Source organism: Xanthomonas sp. NCPPB 1754, assembly GCF_041475725.2.
In the GTDB taxonomy this organism is placed as follows: Bacteria; Pseudomonadota; Gammaproteobacteria; order Xanthomonadales; family Xanthomonadaceae; genus Xanthomonas; species Xanthomonas euvesicatoria.
The window spans coordinates 4,835,327-4,854,463 of record NZ_CM192982.1 but is presented as its reverse complement, the minus strand read 5'-3'; the positions used below and the strand labels follow the sequence as shown (position 1 = coordinate 4,854,463).

Here is a 19,137-nt window from a genome sequence, read left to right as displayed (position 1 = left end):
CGGTGCCCTCGCCACACGCGGGACACGCCGTGAATCCATCCGTGGAGGCTCGGCGGCGACATCCATGTCGCCACACGGTCCCGCAAGCGGCAAGGACACCGCACCAGACAAGGTGCGGATCGTTTTAGTGAAGGCCCTGCACACCGGCCAACTCGACGAGTCCTTGCCTGCCCGCCGTCGCGGGACACGCCGTGAACCCGTCGCTGGGGATTCGATGGCGGCATCCATGCCGCCAAAAGTCCCGCAGGCGTTGAGAACACCGCACCAAAGCGTTCTTCCGCTGCTCTCGTGAAGGACATACGTGCGATGTGTCCTGCGCGGTGGCGGACAAGGGCCCGGCAGCAACGTTGCAGAACAGCTGCCCCACCACTGATCCATCGGTTGGCCAATCGCTTCCAGGGACGACGCCGATCACGGTCTGGCAGTCACCGAGTGCGGCAATCGATGCGTCTCACCGCCTGACACATCGCGGCGGTATCCTGTGCGAATGTTCAAGCCCGTCCGCCGCCTGATTGTTCCGCCCTCGCAGGTTGTCGAACGCGACTGCGTGCACGTGCAGCTGGACGGCCGCGACATCGCAGTGCTGCGCGTGCGCGATCCGCGTGCGCGACGCATCAAACTCAGCGTCGACGAGCGCGGCGCACGGCTGACCTTGCCGCTGCGCGCAAGCCTGATGTCCGGCGAACGGTTTCTGCATGCGCATCTGGACTGGCTGACCACGCAGCTGTCGCGGTATCAGCAGGTCGATGCGTTTCCTGCGCTTGAGCGTGGCGTGCCCGGGCAGCTGCCATTGCGCGGTGCGTTGCTGCCGTTGAGCTGGCACGAAGGGCGCTATGCACGCATCGATATCACCGACGACGGGGCGCAGTTCCATGTGCCCACCCGCCTGGGCGATGCCGGCCTGCGCCGCACCTTGAAGGAATTCTACGAAGCGCAGGCGCGCGCCGATGTCGGCCGCTGGTTGCCGGGTTATCTGCCCGGCCTGCCGCGCGCACCGGCGCGACTGCGGCTGAAGGTGATGTCCTCGCAGTGGGGCTCGCTCGCACCGGATGGCTCGATGGCGTTGGACCTGGCGCTGGTGCTTGGTCGCCCTTCCGCGTTCGAATACGTGCTGGTGCACGAGCTCTGCCACCTGGTGCAGGCCAACCACTCGCCTGCGTTCTGGGCCGAAGTGGAGCAACGTTTTCCCACTTGGCGCGAGGAACGCAGTTACTTCCACGAACACGGCCGCCAGCTCAAGGCGCAACTGCGCCGGTTGCTGCACGTGCAGTGACGCAGGCGTAGCGCGCGGCTGCGATGACGTGCCTTTCGCGACAGTGGTGCAGCTACGGGTGCGGCAACAGCAACAGGCGATCGGTGCGGCCGGCACCGGCGAGTGGTCAACGCTGCAGCGAAGACGCCGCTAGCGCCACGCGTAGGAGGCAGCCCGGGCAAGTTGCCGGCAGGCCAGCGGCGACAGCCAGGCAAAGCGTTTTGACACGGCGTGTTCTGCAGCCGCAGCGCCTGCGTCCAGGGTGCGCGCCGACATCCAGTGGTCGGCGTGACACGCCGCTGCCCATGCCTGCTCCAACAGGACGCGATCGCCCGCATCCAGGTGGGCAGCGGCGCGCACCGCCTGGATGAAGGTCCACGGCGCATGCCACCGATCGAAGGATTCGAGTGCGCCCACGACACGGGCGGCATCTGCCACGTTCACCTGCGCGATTGGCATCTGCGTATCACGCGTGACGCACACCATCCAAGAAGCCGTTGATCACCGCCGCGACTGCTTCCGGCGCTTCCATATGCACGTGGTGCGTGCCGGGCAGCAGCTGCAGGCGTGCGTCGCGCATCATCGCCACGCGGTGGTCGCGCAATGCTTCCGGGAAATACGCCTGGGCGGGCGTGGCGAAGATCGCCTGGGCGGGGCAGGCGATGGAGGCCAGCAGCACGTCGATCTGCGCTTCGGTCACGCGGATGGCGGTGGGCAGGGTCAGGCGCGGATCGCTGCACCAGCTGTAGCCACCTTCCACCACGCGTACGCTGCGTTCGACCAGCAGCCGTGCAGCCGGTTCGGTGAGTTGGTTGGCCATCATGCGCGCGCGTACCGGCATTTCCATTGACGGAAACACCCGCAGCGGCCGCTCTGCCAGCGTACGTGCCGAGGCCACTGCATCGCGCAGGCGTGTGGCAGTGCTTTCCACGGGCTCGGCCAGGGCGCCCAGCGCCTCGATGGCGATCAAGGCCTCCACGCGTTCGGGCGCAGCGGCGGCCAGCAGGCTGGCAATGCCGCCGCCCATCGAGTGGCCGAGCACGGTGAAGCGCTCCCAGCCCAGGGCATCGGCGACCTGCAACAACATGGCGATCGCGCTGCTGAGCGTGTATTCGGCGCCTGTCGGCAGCCAAGCGCTGTGGCCATGGCCGGGCAAATCCAGCAGCACCAGATCCAGCTCCTGCGCGTGCAGATGCGCGCTCAGCGGCACGAAGCTGGCCGCGTTGTCCAGCCAGCCATGCAAGGCCAGCACCCGGCGCGGGCCGCGATCTTGGTTGCGCAATCCGGTGACCCGGCCGATGGCCAGGTCGCACGCAAACGGCTCCAACTTCACGCGCGGCGCGCCACGGCGGCCAGCGCGTGCGCATGCGCATCGCTGGCGTTGAGGCAGGGGATGTAGCTGAGCGTGGCACCACGTTCGGCCAGCGTTTCGGCAAAACCCAGCGCCACTTCTTCCAGCGTTTCCAGACAGTCGGTGGCAAAGCCCGGGCAGACCAGGTCGAAGCTGCGCACGCCGCCTTCGGCCAATGCCCACAGCGTGGGTTCGGCGTACGGCTGCAGCCAGCGTTCGGCGCCGAAGCGCGACTGATAGCCCATCTGCCACTCGTCCGCGCCCAGCCCCAGCGCTGCCACAATCGCCTGCGCGCTGCGTTCGCACTGCTGCGGATACGGGTCGCCGGCATTGGCCACGCGCTGCGGCAGGCCGTGGAAGGAAAACATCAACTTGTCGCTGCGCCCATGCACCTGCCAGTGCGCGCGAATCGACTCGGCGATCGCGGCCACCCAGCCGGCGTCCTCGCAGTAGTCCTGGATCACCTCCACCGCGATCTCCGGCGCGCTGGTGCGCCATGCCTCCACCACATCCTGGATCGAGGCGGTGGTGGTGGTGGAATACTGCGGATACAGCGGCAGCACCACGATGCGCCTGATGCCGCGCGCGCGCAGCCCGTCCAGCGTCTTGCGCAAGGCCGGCTCGCCGTAGCGCATGGCCCATTCCACATGCCAGTCGGGCATCACCGCTTGCAGGCCGTCGGCCAGGCGGCGCGTGTAGACCGCCAGCGGCGAGCCCTCCGGCAACCACACTTTGGCGTATTTTTCGGCCGATTTCGGCCCGCGGATCGGCAGGATCACCCCGTACAGCAGCGGCTTCCAGAACAGTGGCGGAATCGCGACCACGCGGCGGTCGCTGAGGAACTCGGCCAGGTAGCGGCGCACGGCCGGGGCGGTCGGCGATTCGGGAGTGCCCAGGTTGACGACCAGCAGGGCGGTATCGGGTGTCGTGTTCATGCGCACCATTCTGGCAGAGCCGGGCACCGCTGCCGACAGCAGCGCAACGATCGCTGCGATCGGCCGCCTCTTCCACGCCGGTTGCGCTCACCACCGATTCATTGCGCCGGCACTAACGTCGCGGCATTGCTATCTTTGACGGATTCTTCCTTGGAGCTTGTCATGCCTCGTTTGTCGCGCCTGGCCCTGTTGTTGTCGCTGACGTTGGTCGCCGGCCATGCCGTCGCCGGCCCGGAAGAAGACCAGCGCGCACGCAATGCGGTGCGTGTGCTCACCGAGATCATGAAGATCCCCGAGCAGGCCATTCCGGACAAACTGCTCGACGAGGCGCGCGCCATCGTGGTCATTCCCGACACGCTCAAGGCCGGTCTGGTGATCGGCGGCCGTCGCGGCCACGGCCTGATGTCGATGAAGAATCCCGACGGCAGCTGGTCGCAACCGGTGTTCGTCAAGCTCACCGGCGGCAGCATCGGCTTCCAGGCCGGCGTGCAGTCCTCCGACGTGGTGCTGGTGTTCCGCAACGACCGCAGCCTGGACAACATCGTCAACGGCAAGTTCACCCTTGGCGCCGACGCCGGCGTGGCCGCAGGTCCGGTCGGGCGCAACGCCGCCGCGGCGACCGACGGCCAGCTCAAGGCCGAAATCTGGTCGTGGTCGCGTGCCCGCGGCCTGTTCGCCGGCGTGGCGCTGGACGGTGCGGTGCTGCAGATCGACGATGCCGCCGACCTCAATGCCTACGGCAGCGGCGCGACTCCGCGCATGATTTTCGAAGGCCGCACCAACGAGCGCCCGTCCACCGATGTGATCGCTTTCCGCGACAGGCTGGAAGAGGCGACCTACACCGCGCGCGCCAATCGCAGCACCGATGCCGCCGCCGATGGCGCGCCGCCGGCACCGCGTCCGCAGACCCCGCCGCCGGTGCAGGCACAGCAACCGGCCAATGTGCCGCCGCCGGGCAGCGAAGCCAGTACCGTGCCGATGCAGCCCAGCACCACGCCGCCCGCCCAGCAGGGTTTTCAGCCGGTATCGGAGGGTGAAATCCGCACCGAATCACTGGACGGCAACCGCTAACGCACTGTCATCCCCCTGCGCGGTGCGCTGGGGTATCCTGCGCGTTCCATCTTTCAAGCAAGCGAGCAGATCATGGGCGGTTTCAGCATTTGGCACTGGCTGATCGTGCTGGTGATCGTGTTGCTGGTGTTCGGTACCAAGCGGCTCACCAGCGGTGCCAAGGATCTCGGCAGCGCGGTCAAGGAATTCAAGAAAGGCATGCACGACGACGACAAGCCGGCCGGCAAGCTCGGCGACGACTCCCGCACTGCCGAGCAGGCGCGTGAGGCGCAGGCCGAACGCGACCGCGACGCGCGCTGATCCGGAGCGGCGTCGGTGTTTGACATAGGTGTTGGCGAACTGACGCTCATTGCGGTCGTCGCCCTGGTGGTGCTCGGCCCCGAGCGTTTGCCCAAGGCGGCCCGATTTGCCGGATTGTGGGTGCGCCGTGCCCGAATGCAGTGGGATTCTGTCAAGCAGGAACTCGAACGCGAACTCGAGGCCGAAGAGCTCAAGCGCAGCCTGCAGGACGTGCAGGCCTCGCTGCGCGAGGCCGAAGACCAGCTGCGCAACACGCAGCAGCAGGTCGAGCAGGGCGCCCGCACGCTGCATGACGACGTCAGTCGCGATATCGACATCCGCGCCAGCGCCACGCCGGTGGCAACGCCGCTGGAACTGGCCCATGCGGATTTGTCTGCCAGCCCCGATGTGGATGCAACAGCCGGCGTAACCGATGCGGCTGGAGCTGCACATACCGCGCCGGTGATTGCGCAGGCTCAACCCATTGCGCCAGCGCCGCATCAAACCCTGGTTCCGGCTCCGCACGACACGATAGTGCCCGCGCCGCATGCCGCGCATCTTGCCAGCGCGCCCGAGCCGGTCGCCGTTGCGCCAGTCGATGCGGGCACACCGGCCGCGTGGACGCCGGGCGCGCCAGCCAAACTCCAGGAGAAACAGCCGTGAGCCTGTTCGACGACGCACAGGCCGAAAGCAGTCTGATCGAGCATCTGGTCGAATTACGCGCCCGCCTGGTCCGCGCGCTGATCGGTCTGGGCGTGGTGTTGCTGGCGCTGCTGCCGTTTTCGCGGGCGATCTATTCGTGGCTGGCCGCACCGCTGATCTCGCAACTGCCGCTGGGGCAGACGATGATCGCGATGAATCCGGCCGGCGCGTTCTTCGCCCCGCTCAAGCTGACCTTCTTCGTGGCGGTGTTCTTCAGCGTGCCGTGGCTGTTGTATCAGGCCTGGGCGTTCGTGGCGCCGGGGTTGTACCAGCGCGAAAAGAAGCTGGCATTTCCGCTGCTGGCGTCGGCGGTGGCGCTGTTCTATATCGGCTGCGCGTTCGCCTATTTCCTGGTGTTGCCGGCGGTGTTCCACTTCCTGACCACGTTCAAGCCAGACGTGATCGCAATTACCCCGGATGCCAATTCGTACCTGGATTTCGTGCTGGCCATTTTCTTCGCCTTCGGCGCGAGTTTCGAACTGCCGGTGGCCTTGGTGATCCTGGTGCTGCTGGGCTGGGTCAGCCCCAAGCAGCTCAGCGAAGGCCGTGGCTACGCCATCGTCGGCATCTTCATCCTGGCCGCCGTGCTCACCCCGCCAGACGTCGTATCGCAGCTGATGCTGGCCATCCCGATGTGCCTGCTCTACGAGCTGGGCATCATGGCTTCGCGTGCGGTGGCGCCGAAGAGCGCCTAGTGCCGTCGCTGCACCCAAGCGCGCCGCCATGCAGGTGCGCGGTGCGGTCGTCTTCGGGCACATGCGTCGCTGCGCGGCGTCGCCCCGGACGCCATGGTCCACGTTAGGAGCGCGCCCGCGCGCGACCAAGCCTACGTCGAGAAGCCCCGGTCGCGCCCAGGTGCGCTCCTACAGCCGCGCGAATTCAAGCAACAAACACATCCGGTCGCGATGGCGGGGCTGGTTGGGCGGCGGCGCCGGCGTGGGTGAACATCTGCTTCCACGCGGCGTAGACCGAACCGGCGAACACCGGCATCAGCACCGCCATCAACAGCAGTTGGGCCAGCCACATCGCCACGGTCTGGCCGGCAATCAGGCCGACGATCAGCGCCACGATCATGACCGCGAAATAGATCGCGAAAATGGCGATGAAGGCCAGGACGAAGAACACCAGCATCGCCGGCAGGTTGTGCAGGCTGGCGCGCAGGCTCTCGCGCAGCGCGTGGCCACCGGTGCTGCGGTCGAACATGACCTGCGGCGGCATCACGAACAGCGCCAGCGTCATCGCCGCGAAGGTGGCGATGGTCAGCAGCAGCCACAGTAGGATGCGCCCGGCCGGCAGGCTGGCGGCCAGCTGCTCGATCTGCACCGGGTCCGGCTGCGCGCCGGACTGGCTGATCTGGTTGATCTTGACCATTACTTCGGACAGCTGCTGCAGCCCGCTGGCGCCGATCATCGCCAGCAGCAGCACGCCCAGCAGCAGGCCGGCGATCAGCTGCGGCAGCAGCGACACCAGCAGGTGCGGCGCGCGGCCGTCCTGCAGGCCATGCAGCAGATGCGACGGTTTGGCGATGCGGCCTTCGTCCACTTCGCGGATGGCCCACAGCAGGCCGCCCATGAACAACGGGCCGGCCAGCACCAGCAGGAACTGCAGAGCCGGGCCCAACAGCGGCACCAGGACCGACAGCGACACCACCAGCGAGGCGGCCACGCTCCAGATCACCCCCATCGAGCCAAGGGCCAGCGGCGCCCGCTTCAACAGCGAGAAACCGGTCAACAGCCACTCTGCGCCGGCAGATGCCGGCACCTTACGAATTTCGCTCATTCCCATTCCGGATCGATACGCGCCGGACCATCCGGCGTCACGCGATTATCGCTGCTTTTACGTGTGCGCGGCGGGACGAGCGCTCACGGTTTGCAACCGGCGTGCGTGATGCACGAAGCGGCGCAACAACTTGCGGGCGATGGGGGCGGCGGTGACCTCGCGGGCGACCGTGCGGGCGCAACGTCCGTGGCGGGCGATGCAGTCGGCACGCGCCTGCACATAGCCGCGCATGTGGTGGGTGGCGAATTCGGGGTGGAACTGGACGCCCCAGGTGGCCCGGCCCCAGCGGAAGGCATGGCAGCGGTCCTGCCGGGAGTGCGCTAGCACGATGGCGCCGTCCGGGGCACGCACGACCGTCTGCAGATGGGTGGCATGGGCCGGGAACTGCGGCGGAAGCCCTGCGAATAAAGGATCCTGCTCAGCCGGCGGGTGCAGCTCCAGCGCGATGGTGCCGGATTCGCGCCCGGCCGGGTTGTAGTCGACCTCGCCGCCCAGCGCGTGCGCCAGCAACTGGTGCCCGTAGCAGATGCCCAGTAGCGGCATGCCCTGATGGGCGGCATGGCGCAGCCATTCGGCACTGCGTTCGCTCCAGTCGGCGCGGTCGGTCACGAAGGCGGCCGAACCGCTGACGATGATGCCGGCAAAGTCGGCCGGGTCGGGCAGCGCGTCCCCATTGGCAACGTCGATGGCCACCGTTTCCTGCTCGGCCAGCCCGGCCGCCACGCGGATCCAGTGCGGAAAACGGCCGTATCGCTTCATCTCCGGCACGGGTTGCCCGGTTTCGATGATCAGGAACGGCAAGACGGACATGCGCAAAGATCCGGACACAACAGATGCCCCCGATTGTAGGCGGCAGCGACGCGTTTTTTTCAAGCGGCACTCCAAGACGCGCGCTGCGGGTCATTGCCGAATGACATGTCCTGATTCCCTCGCGGCGGGATGCCGATGATGGTAGCGGTGGTCGCCGACTGGTGCATGTCCTGGATATCGGCAGACAAACGCACGGCTGGAATGACAGTGCCTTTGCGCGGTCGCCGTGGTCAGGTTGACGCAAGGTTCGGCGGGATTGGTGTGGAAAAACATCGAATCGTGCATACCCTTCAGAACACTGCGCTTGACGCCAGCGGAGCACGTCGCCGTGCCGGCGTGCTGCATCCCACGCGTTCGATCCATGCAATGTAGTAGGGCCATTGGCCCAACGCGCAGCGGGCGTCGCACATGTCGTCTGCGCTTCGTATTGAAGAAGTCGCTCGCGGGCAGATTGACTAAATTTCCGGGCATGAAAACCCATGCCACCAATTCAAACGCGACACGCACAAACCTGTCTTACGCTCATGAGGAAAAGCCCAGGCTAACGGAGGATCAGGCAGCAGCCAGCAGCAGCGGCGCGCAGCAACCGCTTGGACGGCCGCCTAGAAAACGGCAGAGGATGGAGTCGGATGACCCAAGGGCCTCGACGCGCGACAGGCAGCCCTTTACGGCAAGCGCCTTAAAGAAAGAGGAAATCGATGCCAGCGAAGGCGCATGGGACAGGCGCTTTCGGCCGTGGCAGCCGGCTGCCGTCAAAAACGCGCGCATCAAAACCGAGGGCTACCCGGATATGGCGACTGACGACGTCGGCACGTCGTCAGCGCAGCATCGGCCACAACGCTCGTCGCAGCATCATGGTGCGGAGGCAAGGGCATTTCGGCCGCGCGAACAACCGTTCGAATGGTCCGCCAGAAAGCGACCACGTGAAGAGCAGGCGCCATCCCGGCAGCCAAAGCGGCCATTCCATGGCATGGGGCTGACGACCGAGGACATCCGCAGGGCCGAACATCAGCTGGACCCGGCGGAAAAAAAACGGCTACAGGCGCAGCGACAGCAACAGCAGCGACAGTTGAGCGAGCCCCACGGAATCGGGAGGAACCACAACGCGGGCCGGTGCGTGTCGATGGCATATGACAACGAGCTGGCGCATCGCATGCGTGGCGGGATGGCGTTGCCCTTCCTGGAAGAGAGTGTCAACGCGCAAGTCAACGCGCAGCGGCTGGACAAATATCTTCAGTTGATTGGCACTGCACGGCGCGCCAGGGCAGGGGTGACGCCCGGCGATCTGGATCGTTGCACCGAGCTCGCGGCGCAATACCTGTTTGGGACCGGATGGTTCGAAGGGGCATCGCTGGCGCAGCTGGCGCATGTGGGCAACAAGCTGAGCAAGCACCCGAATCAGCCCGCATGCATGGAGGCAATCGCGTGGATCGCCGGAGAGCTCACGCAGGTCGACGATCTGGTGGGGCTGGGAGGCTACCCGTCGGTTCTGCTTCTGAATGCCTTCTCGAAGAATCTCGACAGCGGCCGGTGTGAGCGCGCGGTGGCGCGTCTGGCACGTCATCTGCGACGTGACGACCACGCCCGGCAGACTCTGAATGCGCAGAACATCAGCCTGGCACTCAATGCCCTCAGCAAGTGGTCCGATAACCCGGAGTGCCAGGCGACGGCACACCGGTTTGCCGCGCTTGTCGCCAGCGACTATCGCCTGCGTTGCGCCATGGATGCCCAGAGCGTGGCGACCGCGCTCAACGCCCTGTGCAAATGGCCCGACACGCCGGACTGCGGGAATGCCGTCAGCGCGCTCGCCGAGCGGTTGGCCGACGAGTCCAGATTGCGCAAGGATCTCAATCCATTGGACGTGGCCAATGCGCTCAATGCCCTGAGCAAATGGCCCGGCACGCCGGTCTGTGCGGCCGCTGCCAGCGCACTGGCCGCACGGGTGGCCGCCGAACCCAGGTTGCGCAAGGCCTTCGACGCGCAGCAAGTGGCCACCGTGCTCAACGCCTTGTGCAAATGGCCCGACAACCAGGCCTGTGCGGCGGCCGCCAACACCTTGGCCGAGCGACTGAGACGCGAGCCCGACGTGCGCGACGTGCTCAAGCCGCGAGAAATGACCAACGCGCTTAACGCCCTGAGCAAATGGCCCGACACGCCGGCCTGTGCGGGCGCCGCCAGCGCGCTGGCCGCACGGGTGGCCGACGATCCCAGGTTGCGCGTGGCCTTCGACGTACAGCAGGTGGCCACCGTGCTCAACGCCCTGAGCAAATGGCCCGACAATGCGGCCTGTGCGGCCGCCGCCGGCGCGCTGGCTGAGCGCTTGGCCGACGAACCCGAGTTACGCAACGCCCTGACCGCCCATGGCGTGGCCACCGTGCTCAACGCCCTGAGCAAATGGCCCGACAATGCGGCCTGTGCGGCCGCCGCCGGCGCGCTGGCCGAGCGGCTGGCCGACGAACCCGAGTTACGCCACGCTCTGACCGCGCATGGCGTGGCCACTGCGCTCAACGCGCTGAGCAAATGGCCGGACATGCCGGTCTGCGCGGCCGCTGCCAGTGCGCTGGCCGAGTGGCTGAGCGACGATCCCGACCTGCGCAAGGCGCTGGACGCTTCCAACCTGCCCCAGGTGCTCAACGCGCTCAGCAAATGGCCGGACGTGCCGGTCTGTGGCGAGGTGGTCAACGCGCTGGCCGAGCGATTGGTCGACGACCCCGCGTTGCGCAAGGCGCTCGACCCGCTAGGGGTGCCCAATGCGCTCAACGCGCTGAGCAAATGGCCCCAGATGCCGGTCTGTGGGGCTGCCGTCGAGGCGCTGGCCGCACGGCTGGCCGACGAGCCCGGGTTGCGCAGGGATCTGGATCCGCAAGGCGTTGGCAACGCACTCAACGCCCTGAGCAAATGGCCCAACGTACCGGCCTGCGCGGCCGCCGCCAGCGCGCTGGCCGAGCGGCTGACCAACGATGCCGGCTTGCGTCGTGCCTTCGACCCTATCAACGTGAGCCAAGCGCTCAATGCCCTGAGCAAATGGCCCGGCACGCCAGCCTGCGAGACCGCCATCGACGTCCTGGCGGCGACGCTGGCCGACGATCCCGATTTGCGCAAGGCCCTGGACCCGCAAGGCGTGGCCGTGGCGCTCAACGCGCTGAGCAAATGCCTCGCCCGGCCGGTGTGCCAGTCGGCATTCGTGCTGCTCGCCGAGCGTGCAGGCTCGGCCGAGCTGCCCTGGCGGCAGTTCCAGATGCGGGGGATCGCGGTGTTGGCCAACGCGATGTCCCGGCTGTCGCATCTGGACGAAGAGGACGATGAGCAGTTCCAGACCCTGGGTATCGCCAAGCTGCAGGCGATGGCCGGGCACCTGGATGTGCACCGCGAGCGTTTTGCGTCCGCTTCGGCCGGCGATATCGGTGTGCTCTTCAAGGCCTTTGCCTCGGCGCGGCTTCAGCGCCAGATGCGTTCGCTGGGACAACCGGCGCTGGAACGGGTGTCGGCCCTGATCGGGGACGATGGATTACGCCAGACCAGCCTTGAGGAGATCGGCAGCCTCTGCATGGGACTGTTGCCGCTGATCCGCAGTCCGGAGTTGGCCCCCCGCCATCGGGGCCAGGCATTGCGCGTGTTCGATACGTTGCAGCCCATCGTCGCGCGCAAGATCGACCTGTACCTGCGCGGCGACGGCGCGCGCGCGTCGGCCGGCATCGAACAGCATGCCACGCGCTGCCCGGCGCTGACCTTCTACCAGGTGCTCAAGGCCTACGCGTTGGTGAGCCGGCAATGGAAAGCGCGCCATCTTGACGGCCCGCGCAAGCAACTGCGCCAGCGCCGCGACGAACTGGCGAAGTGGGTGGACCTGACGCTGGCGCGCACGCGCGAGGCGATCGAGGCGGACCTGGGCGAGATGAGCTGGAACCTGATCGCCCAGATCGAGGCCGGCGACCGGATGTTCGACGCCCTGGACCTGCGCATGGCCAAGGACGCGCCGGCCATTACCCAGGCCCATCCACCCACCCGCTTCGACCTGGACAGCGGGCGCTTGAGCATGGCCTCGGTCCCCGGCCGGCCGGTGGCGCCGGCGCCCGGCCGCGGCAGCACGACCCATGTGGTGGTCGATCTGGTGGGCAAGGAGCTGTCGACCAACCGGTCCGAATCGGACAAGCCGTATTCGCTGTTTGCACGCCTGACCGGGCTGCCGCTGGTGGAGGTGCAATTGCCTGGTGAGCTATCGACCTTCATGCTCGCGCGGACGTTCAACTACAACGGCGAGCCCTGGCGCTTCGACATGTTCGGCGGCAGCCGCGCGGCGCGCGGCAAATCCGGCAGCCACAGCCTGGTGCTGTCCCAACGCAAGGAGTCGGCGTCGCTGTTGCCTGCATTCCGCTATGCCGACACCGCCCCGGGCAGCAGCCTGATGCATCTGGCGGCCAAGCTCGCTCCGCAACGCGAGGACTGGTCGCGCATGCAGCGCTCGCTGCTGGAGATGGTGCCCAGTGACCATGTCGTGGAAGGCACGCTGCGCCTGGGCGTGTTCGATGACGTCGAGGGCCCTGCGCATCCGTTCAAGCCGTTGGCCGTGGATGGCACTGCCCTGGCGTTGTGCCCCAACGATGGTTGCGGCTTCCTGAAACTGGAGGTGGCCTTGGCCATTCCAGCCTTCCGCAAGCATTACGAGGCCTGGCACGCGGTGCAGGCAAACCAGGCCACCGAGGAGCAGCGCGAGCTGGTGGCCAAGGACAAGGGGCCTTCGATGATGCCGGCGCAGGCGCTGCAGCATTACCCGCGCGATGCCGCGGCGCTGGAAGAGGCGCACGCGGCGATGCAGGACCGGCTGCGGACACTGGAGCCGACAGGCGATGATCCGCTGTGGGTGTACAGGCCGCTCATCGGCGGTGGCTACCAGGGCCAGCGCGTGCGGGCGGTGCCGTCGGCCGACGACAAGGTGCATCTGCCGCAGCAGCGCAGCCAGGCCTTCGACGTCGCGGGCGGCCCGTTGCTGCTCGGCAAGCCTCCCTACGACAAGGAGAATCTGCTGCCGGTGCCGGAACAGCGCATCGCCACCGTGGCCCAGGGCGACGCCACCGCCGCGTTCCTTTCCCAGTGCTTCGGCATCCAGTACAGCTACACCGGTTTCGATGATCGCTCCGGCGTCGATCCGCAGATGCTGCACAGCAAGGGCATGCTGGTGGTGGTGCCCGATCAGCAGTGGCCGGCTGAGTTCAGCGACACCGACCTGGCCTGCTCCAAGGAAGATCTGAAGACGCTGTCGTGCTGGACAAACGGCCGTGACCGCGGTGCCTTGCCGCGCGACATCCTCAGCACCGGCAGCCTGCGGCTCAAGGACATCGTGGAGCCTGGGCGCCTGGGCGCACTGCCGATCGACGAGTTGCGCAAACGCGACATGGACACCGACGGCGACGACGCCTTCATCTACGCAGGCTATCCCAAGCTGGCTGCGCTGATTTCGCGGGTGATGGATCGCAAGGCCAGGCTCGGTCGGCAAAAGTCCTTCAAGCCGCCGAAGACGGCCACGCCGGCCATCGACCCGGTCAGCGGCCACTACCAGCCAGGGCGGCTTTCGGAAATCATGGCCCTCAAGCGCGGTCAGCGCATCACCTCGGCGGCCGCCACGCTGGCGGCGCGCTTCATGGGGCAGCCGAACGAACTGCGCGAAGCGATGGCGCGCGACATGATGTTCGGCACCTACGATGGCATCGAGCGCGGATTGCGCAACGGTTTGCGCGAGCTGCTCGAAGAGCCGGTCCGCGATCCGGTGGTGTTGGCCACGCTGCGCGTGCAGGCGCGCGAGGCGATCGAACGCGCCCACCTGCCCGAGGCGCGTGAAGCTGCCGAGTTGCTGCACGCGCAGCTGCTTGCGCTTGAGACGGACCCGCCCGCCGACAGCGCCGCGCCGGCGTTGCCCGACGCCCTGGCGGAGGCGTTTCCCGGCCTGGCCAAGGCCTACGAGGCCGCCTCTGGCGTGGATGCGCGCATCCACGCCATCCTGGACAACTACCCGGTGTGCCGGCTGTCGCATGCGCAGTTCCCGGACGGGCAACCCGGGCTCGTCCCCGGCGAGCCGGAACTGACCATGCGCAACCTGTTCACCATCGCGATCAAGGTCGGCACCGATGCGTTGAAGTCCGACACCGGCACGGCGCTGTTCGCCAAGATCGTGGAGGCCTGCGAACGGGCCGAACGGGGCTTCGCCGAGCGGGTCCGCAACGTGCCCTACAGCAGGGCAACCGCCCGGGCCATGCAGGACGGGCGCTTCGATCCCGAACAGACCAAGCTGCTGCTGCAGCGCATGCCGTCGATGGCCGCCGGCGTCATGGAAGACGCGCTCGAAGCACTACAGCAGGCCGGCTGGATCGCCCGGTCGCAGCCGCCGGCCGAGCGTCTGCGCGACGTGCAGCCGCAGGACATTGCGCTCAAGGCACAGGCCTTGCTCAGGCGCGCTCGCCAGATGGAGCCGCAGGTCACCGACATGCTGCAGAACATCGCCGCGCGCCATGGTGGGCAACTGGCCGGCACGCAGCATCAACTGAAGTCCTACGGCTCGTTGCAGGACAAGCTCAAGCAGCGGATGGCGCTGAAGAAGCAGCCGTTGGACGAGGCGGCAGCCAGCGTCAACGACGCGCTGCGCTACAGCGTGGTGCTGGAACCGCAGGGCTTTACCGCCGGCCTGCGCGCCGTGCTGGCCGCACTGGACGATCAGGGCCATGCACGGGTCAAGCTGACCAATCAATTTACTGAATACCCGCCAGTCTTCAAGGCCATCAATGTCACGCTGCGCAGCCCTGAGGGTGCGCTATGGGAGATCCAGTTCCACACCCCGGAGACCTTCGCGCTGAAGGAGCGCTTCCACGATCTGTACAAGCACGCCCATGCGCTGGCGCTTGGCGGCGCATCGCGGTCCGAGCAGCGCAAGCTACAGGCGCCTGCGCTGGAGGCCTTCAAGCGTGTGGCCTCGCCGCCGGGGTGCGAGGAGATCGACGACTGGCAGGAAGAGACCGTGCCGGCGCTGGCAAGCGCGACGCCGACGCCCGGCTCCGAACAGACCCCCGTCAATACAGGCGCATCGCCGGCACACAGCGTGTTCCATGCCGCCACACGCAAGCAGGCGTCGCTGACGCCGGTGCTCGACACGCTGGCCGACGGCTTGGGCGCGCGGCTCTGGGGCAACGTGCGCTACAACGCCAGCCAGGGCCGGATCGAGCAGGTGCAACACGACCCGTTCCAGAAATCGGTCGCCTCGATCAAGGACAAGATCCGGCGCCATCAGCGCGCCGGCATGACAACAGAACAGGCCACGCAACGCGTGGGCGATGCGCTGCGCTATGCGCTTGAGTTGCCGTCCGAGGGTTTCGTGGCGAAGGTGCAGGCGGCCCAGGACGCACTGCGTCGGCACGGGATGACGTGCGTGAAGCTGCAGAATTACTTTACCTCGGGAGATGGCACCTACCGGGGCATCAATGCCAGCTTCACCGATGCCGAGGGCTACGCGTTCGAAGTGCAGTTCCACACGGCCGAGAGCTTCAACGCCAAGGCGCAAACGCATCTGTCCTACAAGCGGATGCAGTTGGCGCAGACACGCCTTGACAAGGAGTGGCAAAAACCCCGGCCCGATCCGGTCAGGCAGGCAAAACTGACGCAGGAAATCGCAGGGCACAGACAGGCGATGCACGAGATGACGGCCAGGGTGAGCAAGCCCGCCCACATCGAGCGCCTCGGAGGCCGCGTATGAGCACCCATCAACGCGCAAGACCTGGCGAATCTGCGGCTCTCAAGCCGGTTTAGCTGTGCGCCGGACGATATCTCCGCCCTCAAGGCATGAGCGCCGAGTGCCACTGGGGCGGGAATCACGCGCGTGCGGCTCGCAGGCGCGGGCGAACGCGTCGATCGCCATCATGGCGATCGACCGCGACGTGCGCGAGACCGGCGTGCACTCCGGAGGCGTTGCTGCATGCATGCCACGCAACCGTGCACCTGAGCGAACACGAGCACCCGGCAGGGATCGGTCCTGCCGCCAGCACAGCAGTTTTCAACGAATCCCGCCGGCCCTCGACGCCTCGCCGCGTCGAAGGTCCCTACGGATCATGCACGCGCAAGCGGCGTGGTCGTCAGGACGAAGGAGGCGTCTATTCGCGCGGCGGCAACACCGACAGCACTTCTTCGATGGTGGTCAGCCCCGCGGCGACCTTCTCCAGGCCGGTGCGGCGCAGCGTGCGCAGGCCTTCGCCGCGGGCAGCCTGGCTGAAGCCGGCAAGTTCGGTGTCGGGGCGGATGAGGGTGCGCAGGCGCGGGGTGACCGGCAGCAGTTCGTACAGGCCCACCCGGCCCAGGTAACCGGTGCGGCGGCATTCCAGGCAACCGACCGGGGCGTGCACGTTGAGCGGTTCCGGCAGCGCCTCGCCTGGCTCGCGGATGGCCGACCAGTCGGCATCGCTGAGCGTGTGCGGGCGCTTGCAATGCACGCACAGCGTGCGCACCAGCCGCTGCGCCAGCACGCCGTTGAGGGTGGAGGCCACCAGGTAATGCGGCACGCCCAGGTCGAGCAGGCGGGTGATCGCCGAGGCGGCATCGTTGGTGTGCAGCGTGGACAGCACCAGATGCCCGGTGAGCGAAGCCTGCACCGCCATCTGCGCGGTTTCCAGGTCGCGGATTTCGCCGATCATGATGATGTCCGGGTCCTGGCGCAGCAGCGTGCGCACGCCGCTGGCGAAATCCAGGTCGATGTTCTGCTGCACCTGCATCTGGTTGAATTCCGGCGCGATCATCTCGATCGGGTCTTCCACGCTGCACACGTTCACATCCGGCGTGGCCAGGCGCTTGAGCGTGGAATACAGCGTGGTGGTCTTACCCGAGCCGGTGGGGCCGGTGACCAGCACGATGCCGTGCGGGCGCTCGACCAGCGCGCTCCAGCCGGCGGCCTCTTCCGGACTGAAGCCGAGCTGCTCGATGCTCTTGAACGCCGAATCCGGGTCGAAGATGCGCATCACGCACTTCTCGCCGAAGGCGGTGGGCATCGTGGACAGGCGCATTTCCACCTCGCGCCCACCCGGCGAGCGGGTCTTGATGCGGCCATCCTGCGGGCGGCGGCGTTCGGCCAGATCCATGCGCCCGAGCACCTTGATGCGGCTGACCACGGCGGTCATCACCGAGGGCGGCACTTCCAGCACCTTGTGCAGCACGCCATCGATGCGGAAGCGCATGCGCCCGGCCTCGCGACGCGGCTCCAGATGGATGTCGCTTGCCCGCTGTTCGTAGGCGTACTGCAGCAGCCAGTCGACGATATGCACGATGTGGTGGTCGTCGGCATTGACGTCGCCGGCGCGGCCCAGTTCCACCAGCTGTTCGAAGCTGGGCAGGCCCGCGTTTGATTCGGTGCTGCGCGCATCGCCACGCGCGCCGCGCACCGATTGGGTCACGCCGAAGAACTCCATCGTGTAGCGATGCAGATCCAGCGGGTTGATCAGCGCCAGCTCGATGCGGCGCCGGCTCAGGTGTTGCACGTCGGCCAGCCAGTCCAGCGCCAACGGCTCGCTGGTGGCGATCAGCACGCGCTCGGCATCCAACGCCAGCGGCAGGATGCGGTGGCGGCGCGCGTAGGCGTGCGAGACCACGCCGGTGACGGCGGCCACATCGATGCGGGTGGGGTCGATGCGCAGATAGCGCAGCCCGGTGCGGGTGGCCAGCCATTCGGTGAGCCGTTCCAGGCCCAGCTCGCCGGCCGGCGGCTGCGCGGCGTGCAATTTCAGATTGGCCAGCAGCACCAGCGGATGCACATCGCTGGCGGTGCGCGCGCCGCTGGCGGAGAACTGCACGCGCTCGTGTTCGTGCGGTACCACCATGCCGTCGGCCAGCAGGGCCGCGGCCACCGGGTCGAACATCAGCCGGCCGCGCGGCAGCAGTGCCACGGCGTTATCCGGGTCGGCGGTACGCCGCTGTTCCATGCGTGTTTTCCCCAGCAGCGGTGCTGCGCGGCAAAGCGCCGCGGGTCGGCCGGTATACTAGCGCACCCCTTCCGTACGGCCTTTGCTGCATGTCCGATTCCCGGCGCGTTCCAATCACTTTCCAGGGCCTGATCCAGACCCTCAACCAGTACTGGGCCGAGCAAGGCTGCGTGCTGATCCAGCCGCTGGACCTGGAAGTGGGCGCGGGCACGTTCCATCCGGCCACGTTCCTGCGCGCGCTGGGGCCCGAGCCGTGGAATGCGGCGTACGTGCAGCCTTCGCGCCGTCCCACCGATGGCCGCTATGGCGAAAATCCCAATCGCTTGCAGCGTTATTACCAGTACCAGGTGGCGATGAAGCCCAACCCGGACAACATCCAGGACCTGTACCTGGGCTCGTTGCAGGCGCTGGGCATCGACCCGTTGGTGCACGACCTGCGCTTTGTCGAAGACAACTGGGAATCGCCCACGCTCGGCGCCTGGGGCCTGGGCTGGGAAGTCTGGCTCAACGGCATGGAAGTGACCCAATTCACCTACTTCCAGCAGGCCGGCGGGCTCGAATGCAAGCCGGTGCTGGGCGAGATTACCTACGGCCTGGAACGGCTGTGCATGTATCTGCAGAGCTGCGACAACGTCTACGAGCTGGTGTGGACCTACGGCCCGGACGGCGCCGCGGTGACGTACGGCGATGTGTACCACCAGAACGAGGTGGAGCAGAGCACCTACAACTTCGAACACGCCAATGTGGCCGAGCTGTTCCATCGCTTCGACGCCTGCGAAGCCGAAGCCAGGCATCTGGTCGAGGTCGGCCTGCCGCTGCCGGCGTACGAGCAGGTCACCAAGGCCAGCCACGCCTTCAACCTGCTGGATGCGCGCCGCGCGATCAGCGTGACCGAACGCCAGCGCTACATCCTGCGCGTTCGCGCGCTGGCCCAGGGCGTGGCGCAGGCGTACTACGCCCAGCGCGAGAAGCTGGGATTTCCTGGTGTGAAGAAATAACCGAGAGCCCCTC

The 19,137-nt window shown here is 67.1% G+C and carries 13 protein-coding genes; 7 read left to right on the top strand and 6 right to left on the bottom strand.

Annotated features, from left to right (window positions below):
- Positions 1-487: 487 nt before the first annotated feature.
- Positions 488-1,273: a YgjP family zinc-dependent metalloprotease gene (locus tag ACCQ15_RS20835; protein ID WP_008577754.1), complete on the top strand. Its 786-nt coding sequence runs from the start codon at positions 488-490 to the stop codon at positions 1,271-1,273.
- Positions 1,274-1,402: 129 nt separating this feature from the next.
- Here ACCQ15_RS20835 and ACCQ15_RS20830 read toward each other — a convergent pair whose 3' ends face one another.
- Genes ACCQ15_RS20830 through hemH form a run of 3 tightly spaced genes read right to left on the bottom strand, consistent with a single transcriptional unit; the run spans position 1,403 to position 3,547 of the window.
- Positions 1,403-1,711, bottom strand: coding sequence for a hypothetical protein (locus ACCQ15_RS20830; protein ID WP_051876470.1), 309 nt, complete (start codon positions 1,709-1,711; stop codon positions 1,403-1,405).
- A 7-nt stretch (positions 1,712-1,718) separates the two neighbouring features.
- A complete protein-coding gene (locus ACCQ15_RS20825; protein WP_372381593.1) occupies positions 1,719-2,579 on the bottom strand; it encodes an alpha/beta fold hydrolase in 861 nt (286 codons plus the stop codon).
- A 2-nt stretch (positions 2,580-2,581) separates the two neighbouring features.
- A complete protein-coding gene (gene hemH, locus ACCQ15_RS20820; RefSeq protein ID WP_372381024.1) occupies positions 2,582-3,547 on the bottom strand; it encodes a ferrochelatase in 966 nt (321 codons plus the stop codon).
- 153 nt (positions 3,548-3,700) lie between these two features.
- On the opposite strand from hemH, the gene ACCQ15_RS20815 reads away from it, so the two are divergent.
- The 4 genes from ACCQ15_RS20815 (at position 3,701) to tatC (ending at position 6,285) form a co-directional block, all read left to right on the top strand.
- Positions 3,701-4,609 carry a lipid-binding SYLF domain-containing protein gene (locus tag ACCQ15_RS20815; protein WP_011349078.1) on the top strand — a complete coding sequence of 303 codons (909 nt, stop codon included), beginning with the start codon at positions 3,701-3,703 and terminating at the stop codon, positions 4,607-4,609.
- Between the two features lie 72 nt (positions 4,610-4,681).
- On the top strand, positions 4,682-4,909 hold the full coding sequence (tatA, locus tag ACCQ15_RS20810; protein WP_003484969.1) for a Sec-independent protein translocase subunit TatA: 228 nt from the start codon (positions 4,682-4,684) through the stop codon (positions 4,907-4,909).
- Between the two features lie 15 nt (positions 4,910-4,924).
- Positions 4,925-5,551, top strand: a complete 627-nt coding sequence (tatB, locus tag ACCQ15_RS20805) for a Sec-independent protein translocase protein TatB (RefSeq protein ID WP_008577765.1) — start codon at positions 4,925-4,927, stop codon at positions 5,549-5,551.
- Positions 5,548-6,285 carry a twin-arginine translocase subunit TatC gene (tatC, locus tag ACCQ15_RS20800; protein WP_005923115.1) on the top strand — a complete coding sequence of 246 codons (738 nt, stop codon included), beginning with the start codon at positions 5,548-5,550 and terminating at the stop codon, positions 6,283-6,285. Before tatB ends, tatC begins: the two co-directional genes overlap by 4 nt.
- A gap of 184 nt (positions 6,286-6,469) precedes the next feature.
- On the opposite strand, the gene ACCQ15_RS20795 is transcribed toward tatC, so the two are convergent.
- Entirely contained in the window at positions 6,470-7,369 is a 900-nt protein-coding gene (locus ACCQ15_RS20795) for a BPSS1780 family membrane protein (RefSeq protein WP_014091465.1), read from the bottom strand.
- Positions 7,370-7,426: 57 nt separating this feature from the next.
- On the bottom strand, positions 7,427-8,179 hold the full coding sequence (locus tag ACCQ15_RS20790; RefSeq protein ID WP_003484963.1) for a glutamine amidotransferase: 753 nt from the start codon (positions 8,177-8,179) through the stop codon (positions 7,427-7,429).
- A 469-nt stretch (positions 8,180-8,648) separates the two neighbouring features.
- Between ACCQ15_RS20790 and xopAD the strand changes: the two genes are divergently transcribed.
- Positions 8,649-15,917 (top strand): XopAD/skwp family type III secretion system effector, encoded by a 7,269-nt coding sequence (gene xopAD, locus ACCQ15_RS20785; protein ID WP_372381592.1) that lies wholly within the window; start codon positions 8,649-8,651, stop codon positions 15,915-15,917.
- Between the two features lie 394 nt (positions 15,918-16,311).
- Here xopAD and ACCQ15_RS20780 read toward each other — a convergent pair whose 3' ends face one another.
- Positions 16,312-18,126 carry a GspE/PulE family protein gene (locus ACCQ15_RS20780; protein WP_372381023.1) on the bottom strand — a complete coding sequence of 605 codons (1,815 nt, stop codon included), beginning with the start codon at positions 18,124-18,126 and terminating at the stop codon, positions 16,312-16,314.
- A gap of 89 nt (positions 18,127-18,215) precedes the next feature.
- Between ACCQ15_RS20780 and glyQ the strand changes: the two genes are divergently transcribed.
- Positions 18,216-19,124 (top strand): glycine--tRNA ligase subunit alpha, encoded by a 909-nt coding sequence (glyQ, locus tag ACCQ15_RS20775; protein WP_008577775.1) that lies wholly within the window; start codon positions 18,216-18,218, stop codon positions 19,122-19,124.
- Positions 19,125-19,137 lie beyond the last annotated feature (13 nt).

What these genes read in the sequence shown, in the direction of transcription:
- ACCQ15_RS20835 (WP_008577754.1), top strand. Translation starts at nt 488, where the DNA reads ATGTTCAAGCCCGTCCGCCGCCTGATTGTTCCGCCCTCGCAGGTTGTC.
- ACCQ15_RS20830 (WP_051876470.1), bottom strand. Translation starts at nt 1,711, where the DNA reads ATGCCAATCGCGCAGGTGAACGTGGCAGATGCCGCCCGTGTCGTGGGC.
- hemH (WP_372381024.1), bottom strand. Translation starts at nt 3,547, where the DNA reads ATGGTGCGCATGAACACGACACCCGATACCGCCCTGCTGGTCGTCAAC.
- ACCQ15_RS20815 (WP_011349078.1), top strand. Translation starts at nt 3,701, where the DNA reads ATGCCTCGTTTGTCGCGCCTGGCCCTGTTGTTGTCGCTGACGTTGGTC.
- tatA (WP_003484969.1), top strand. Translation starts at nt 4,682, where the DNA reads ATGGGCGGTTTCAGCATTTGGCACTGGCTGATCGTGCTGGTGATCGTG.
- ACCQ15_RS20795 (WP_014091465.1), bottom strand. Translation starts at nt 7,369, where the DNA reads ATGAGCGAAATTCGTAAGGTGCCGGCATCTGCCGGCGCAGAGTGGCTG.
- ACCQ15_RS20790 (WP_003484963.1), bottom strand. Translation starts at nt 8,179, where the DNA reads ATGTCCGTCTTGCCGTTCCTGATCATCGAAACCGGGCAACCCGTGCCG.
- xopAD (WP_372381592.1), top strand. Translation starts at nt 8,649, where the DNA reads ATGAAAACCCATGCCACCAATTCAAACGCGACACGCACAAACCTGTCT.
- ACCQ15_RS20780 (WP_372381023.1), bottom strand. Translation starts at nt 18,126, where the DNA reads ATGGAACAGCGGCGTACCGCCGACCCGGATAACGCCGTGGCACTGCTG.
- glyQ (WP_008577775.1), top strand. Translation starts at nt 18,216, where the DNA reads ATGTCCGATTCCCGGCGCGTTCCAATCACTTTCCAGGGCCTGATCCAG.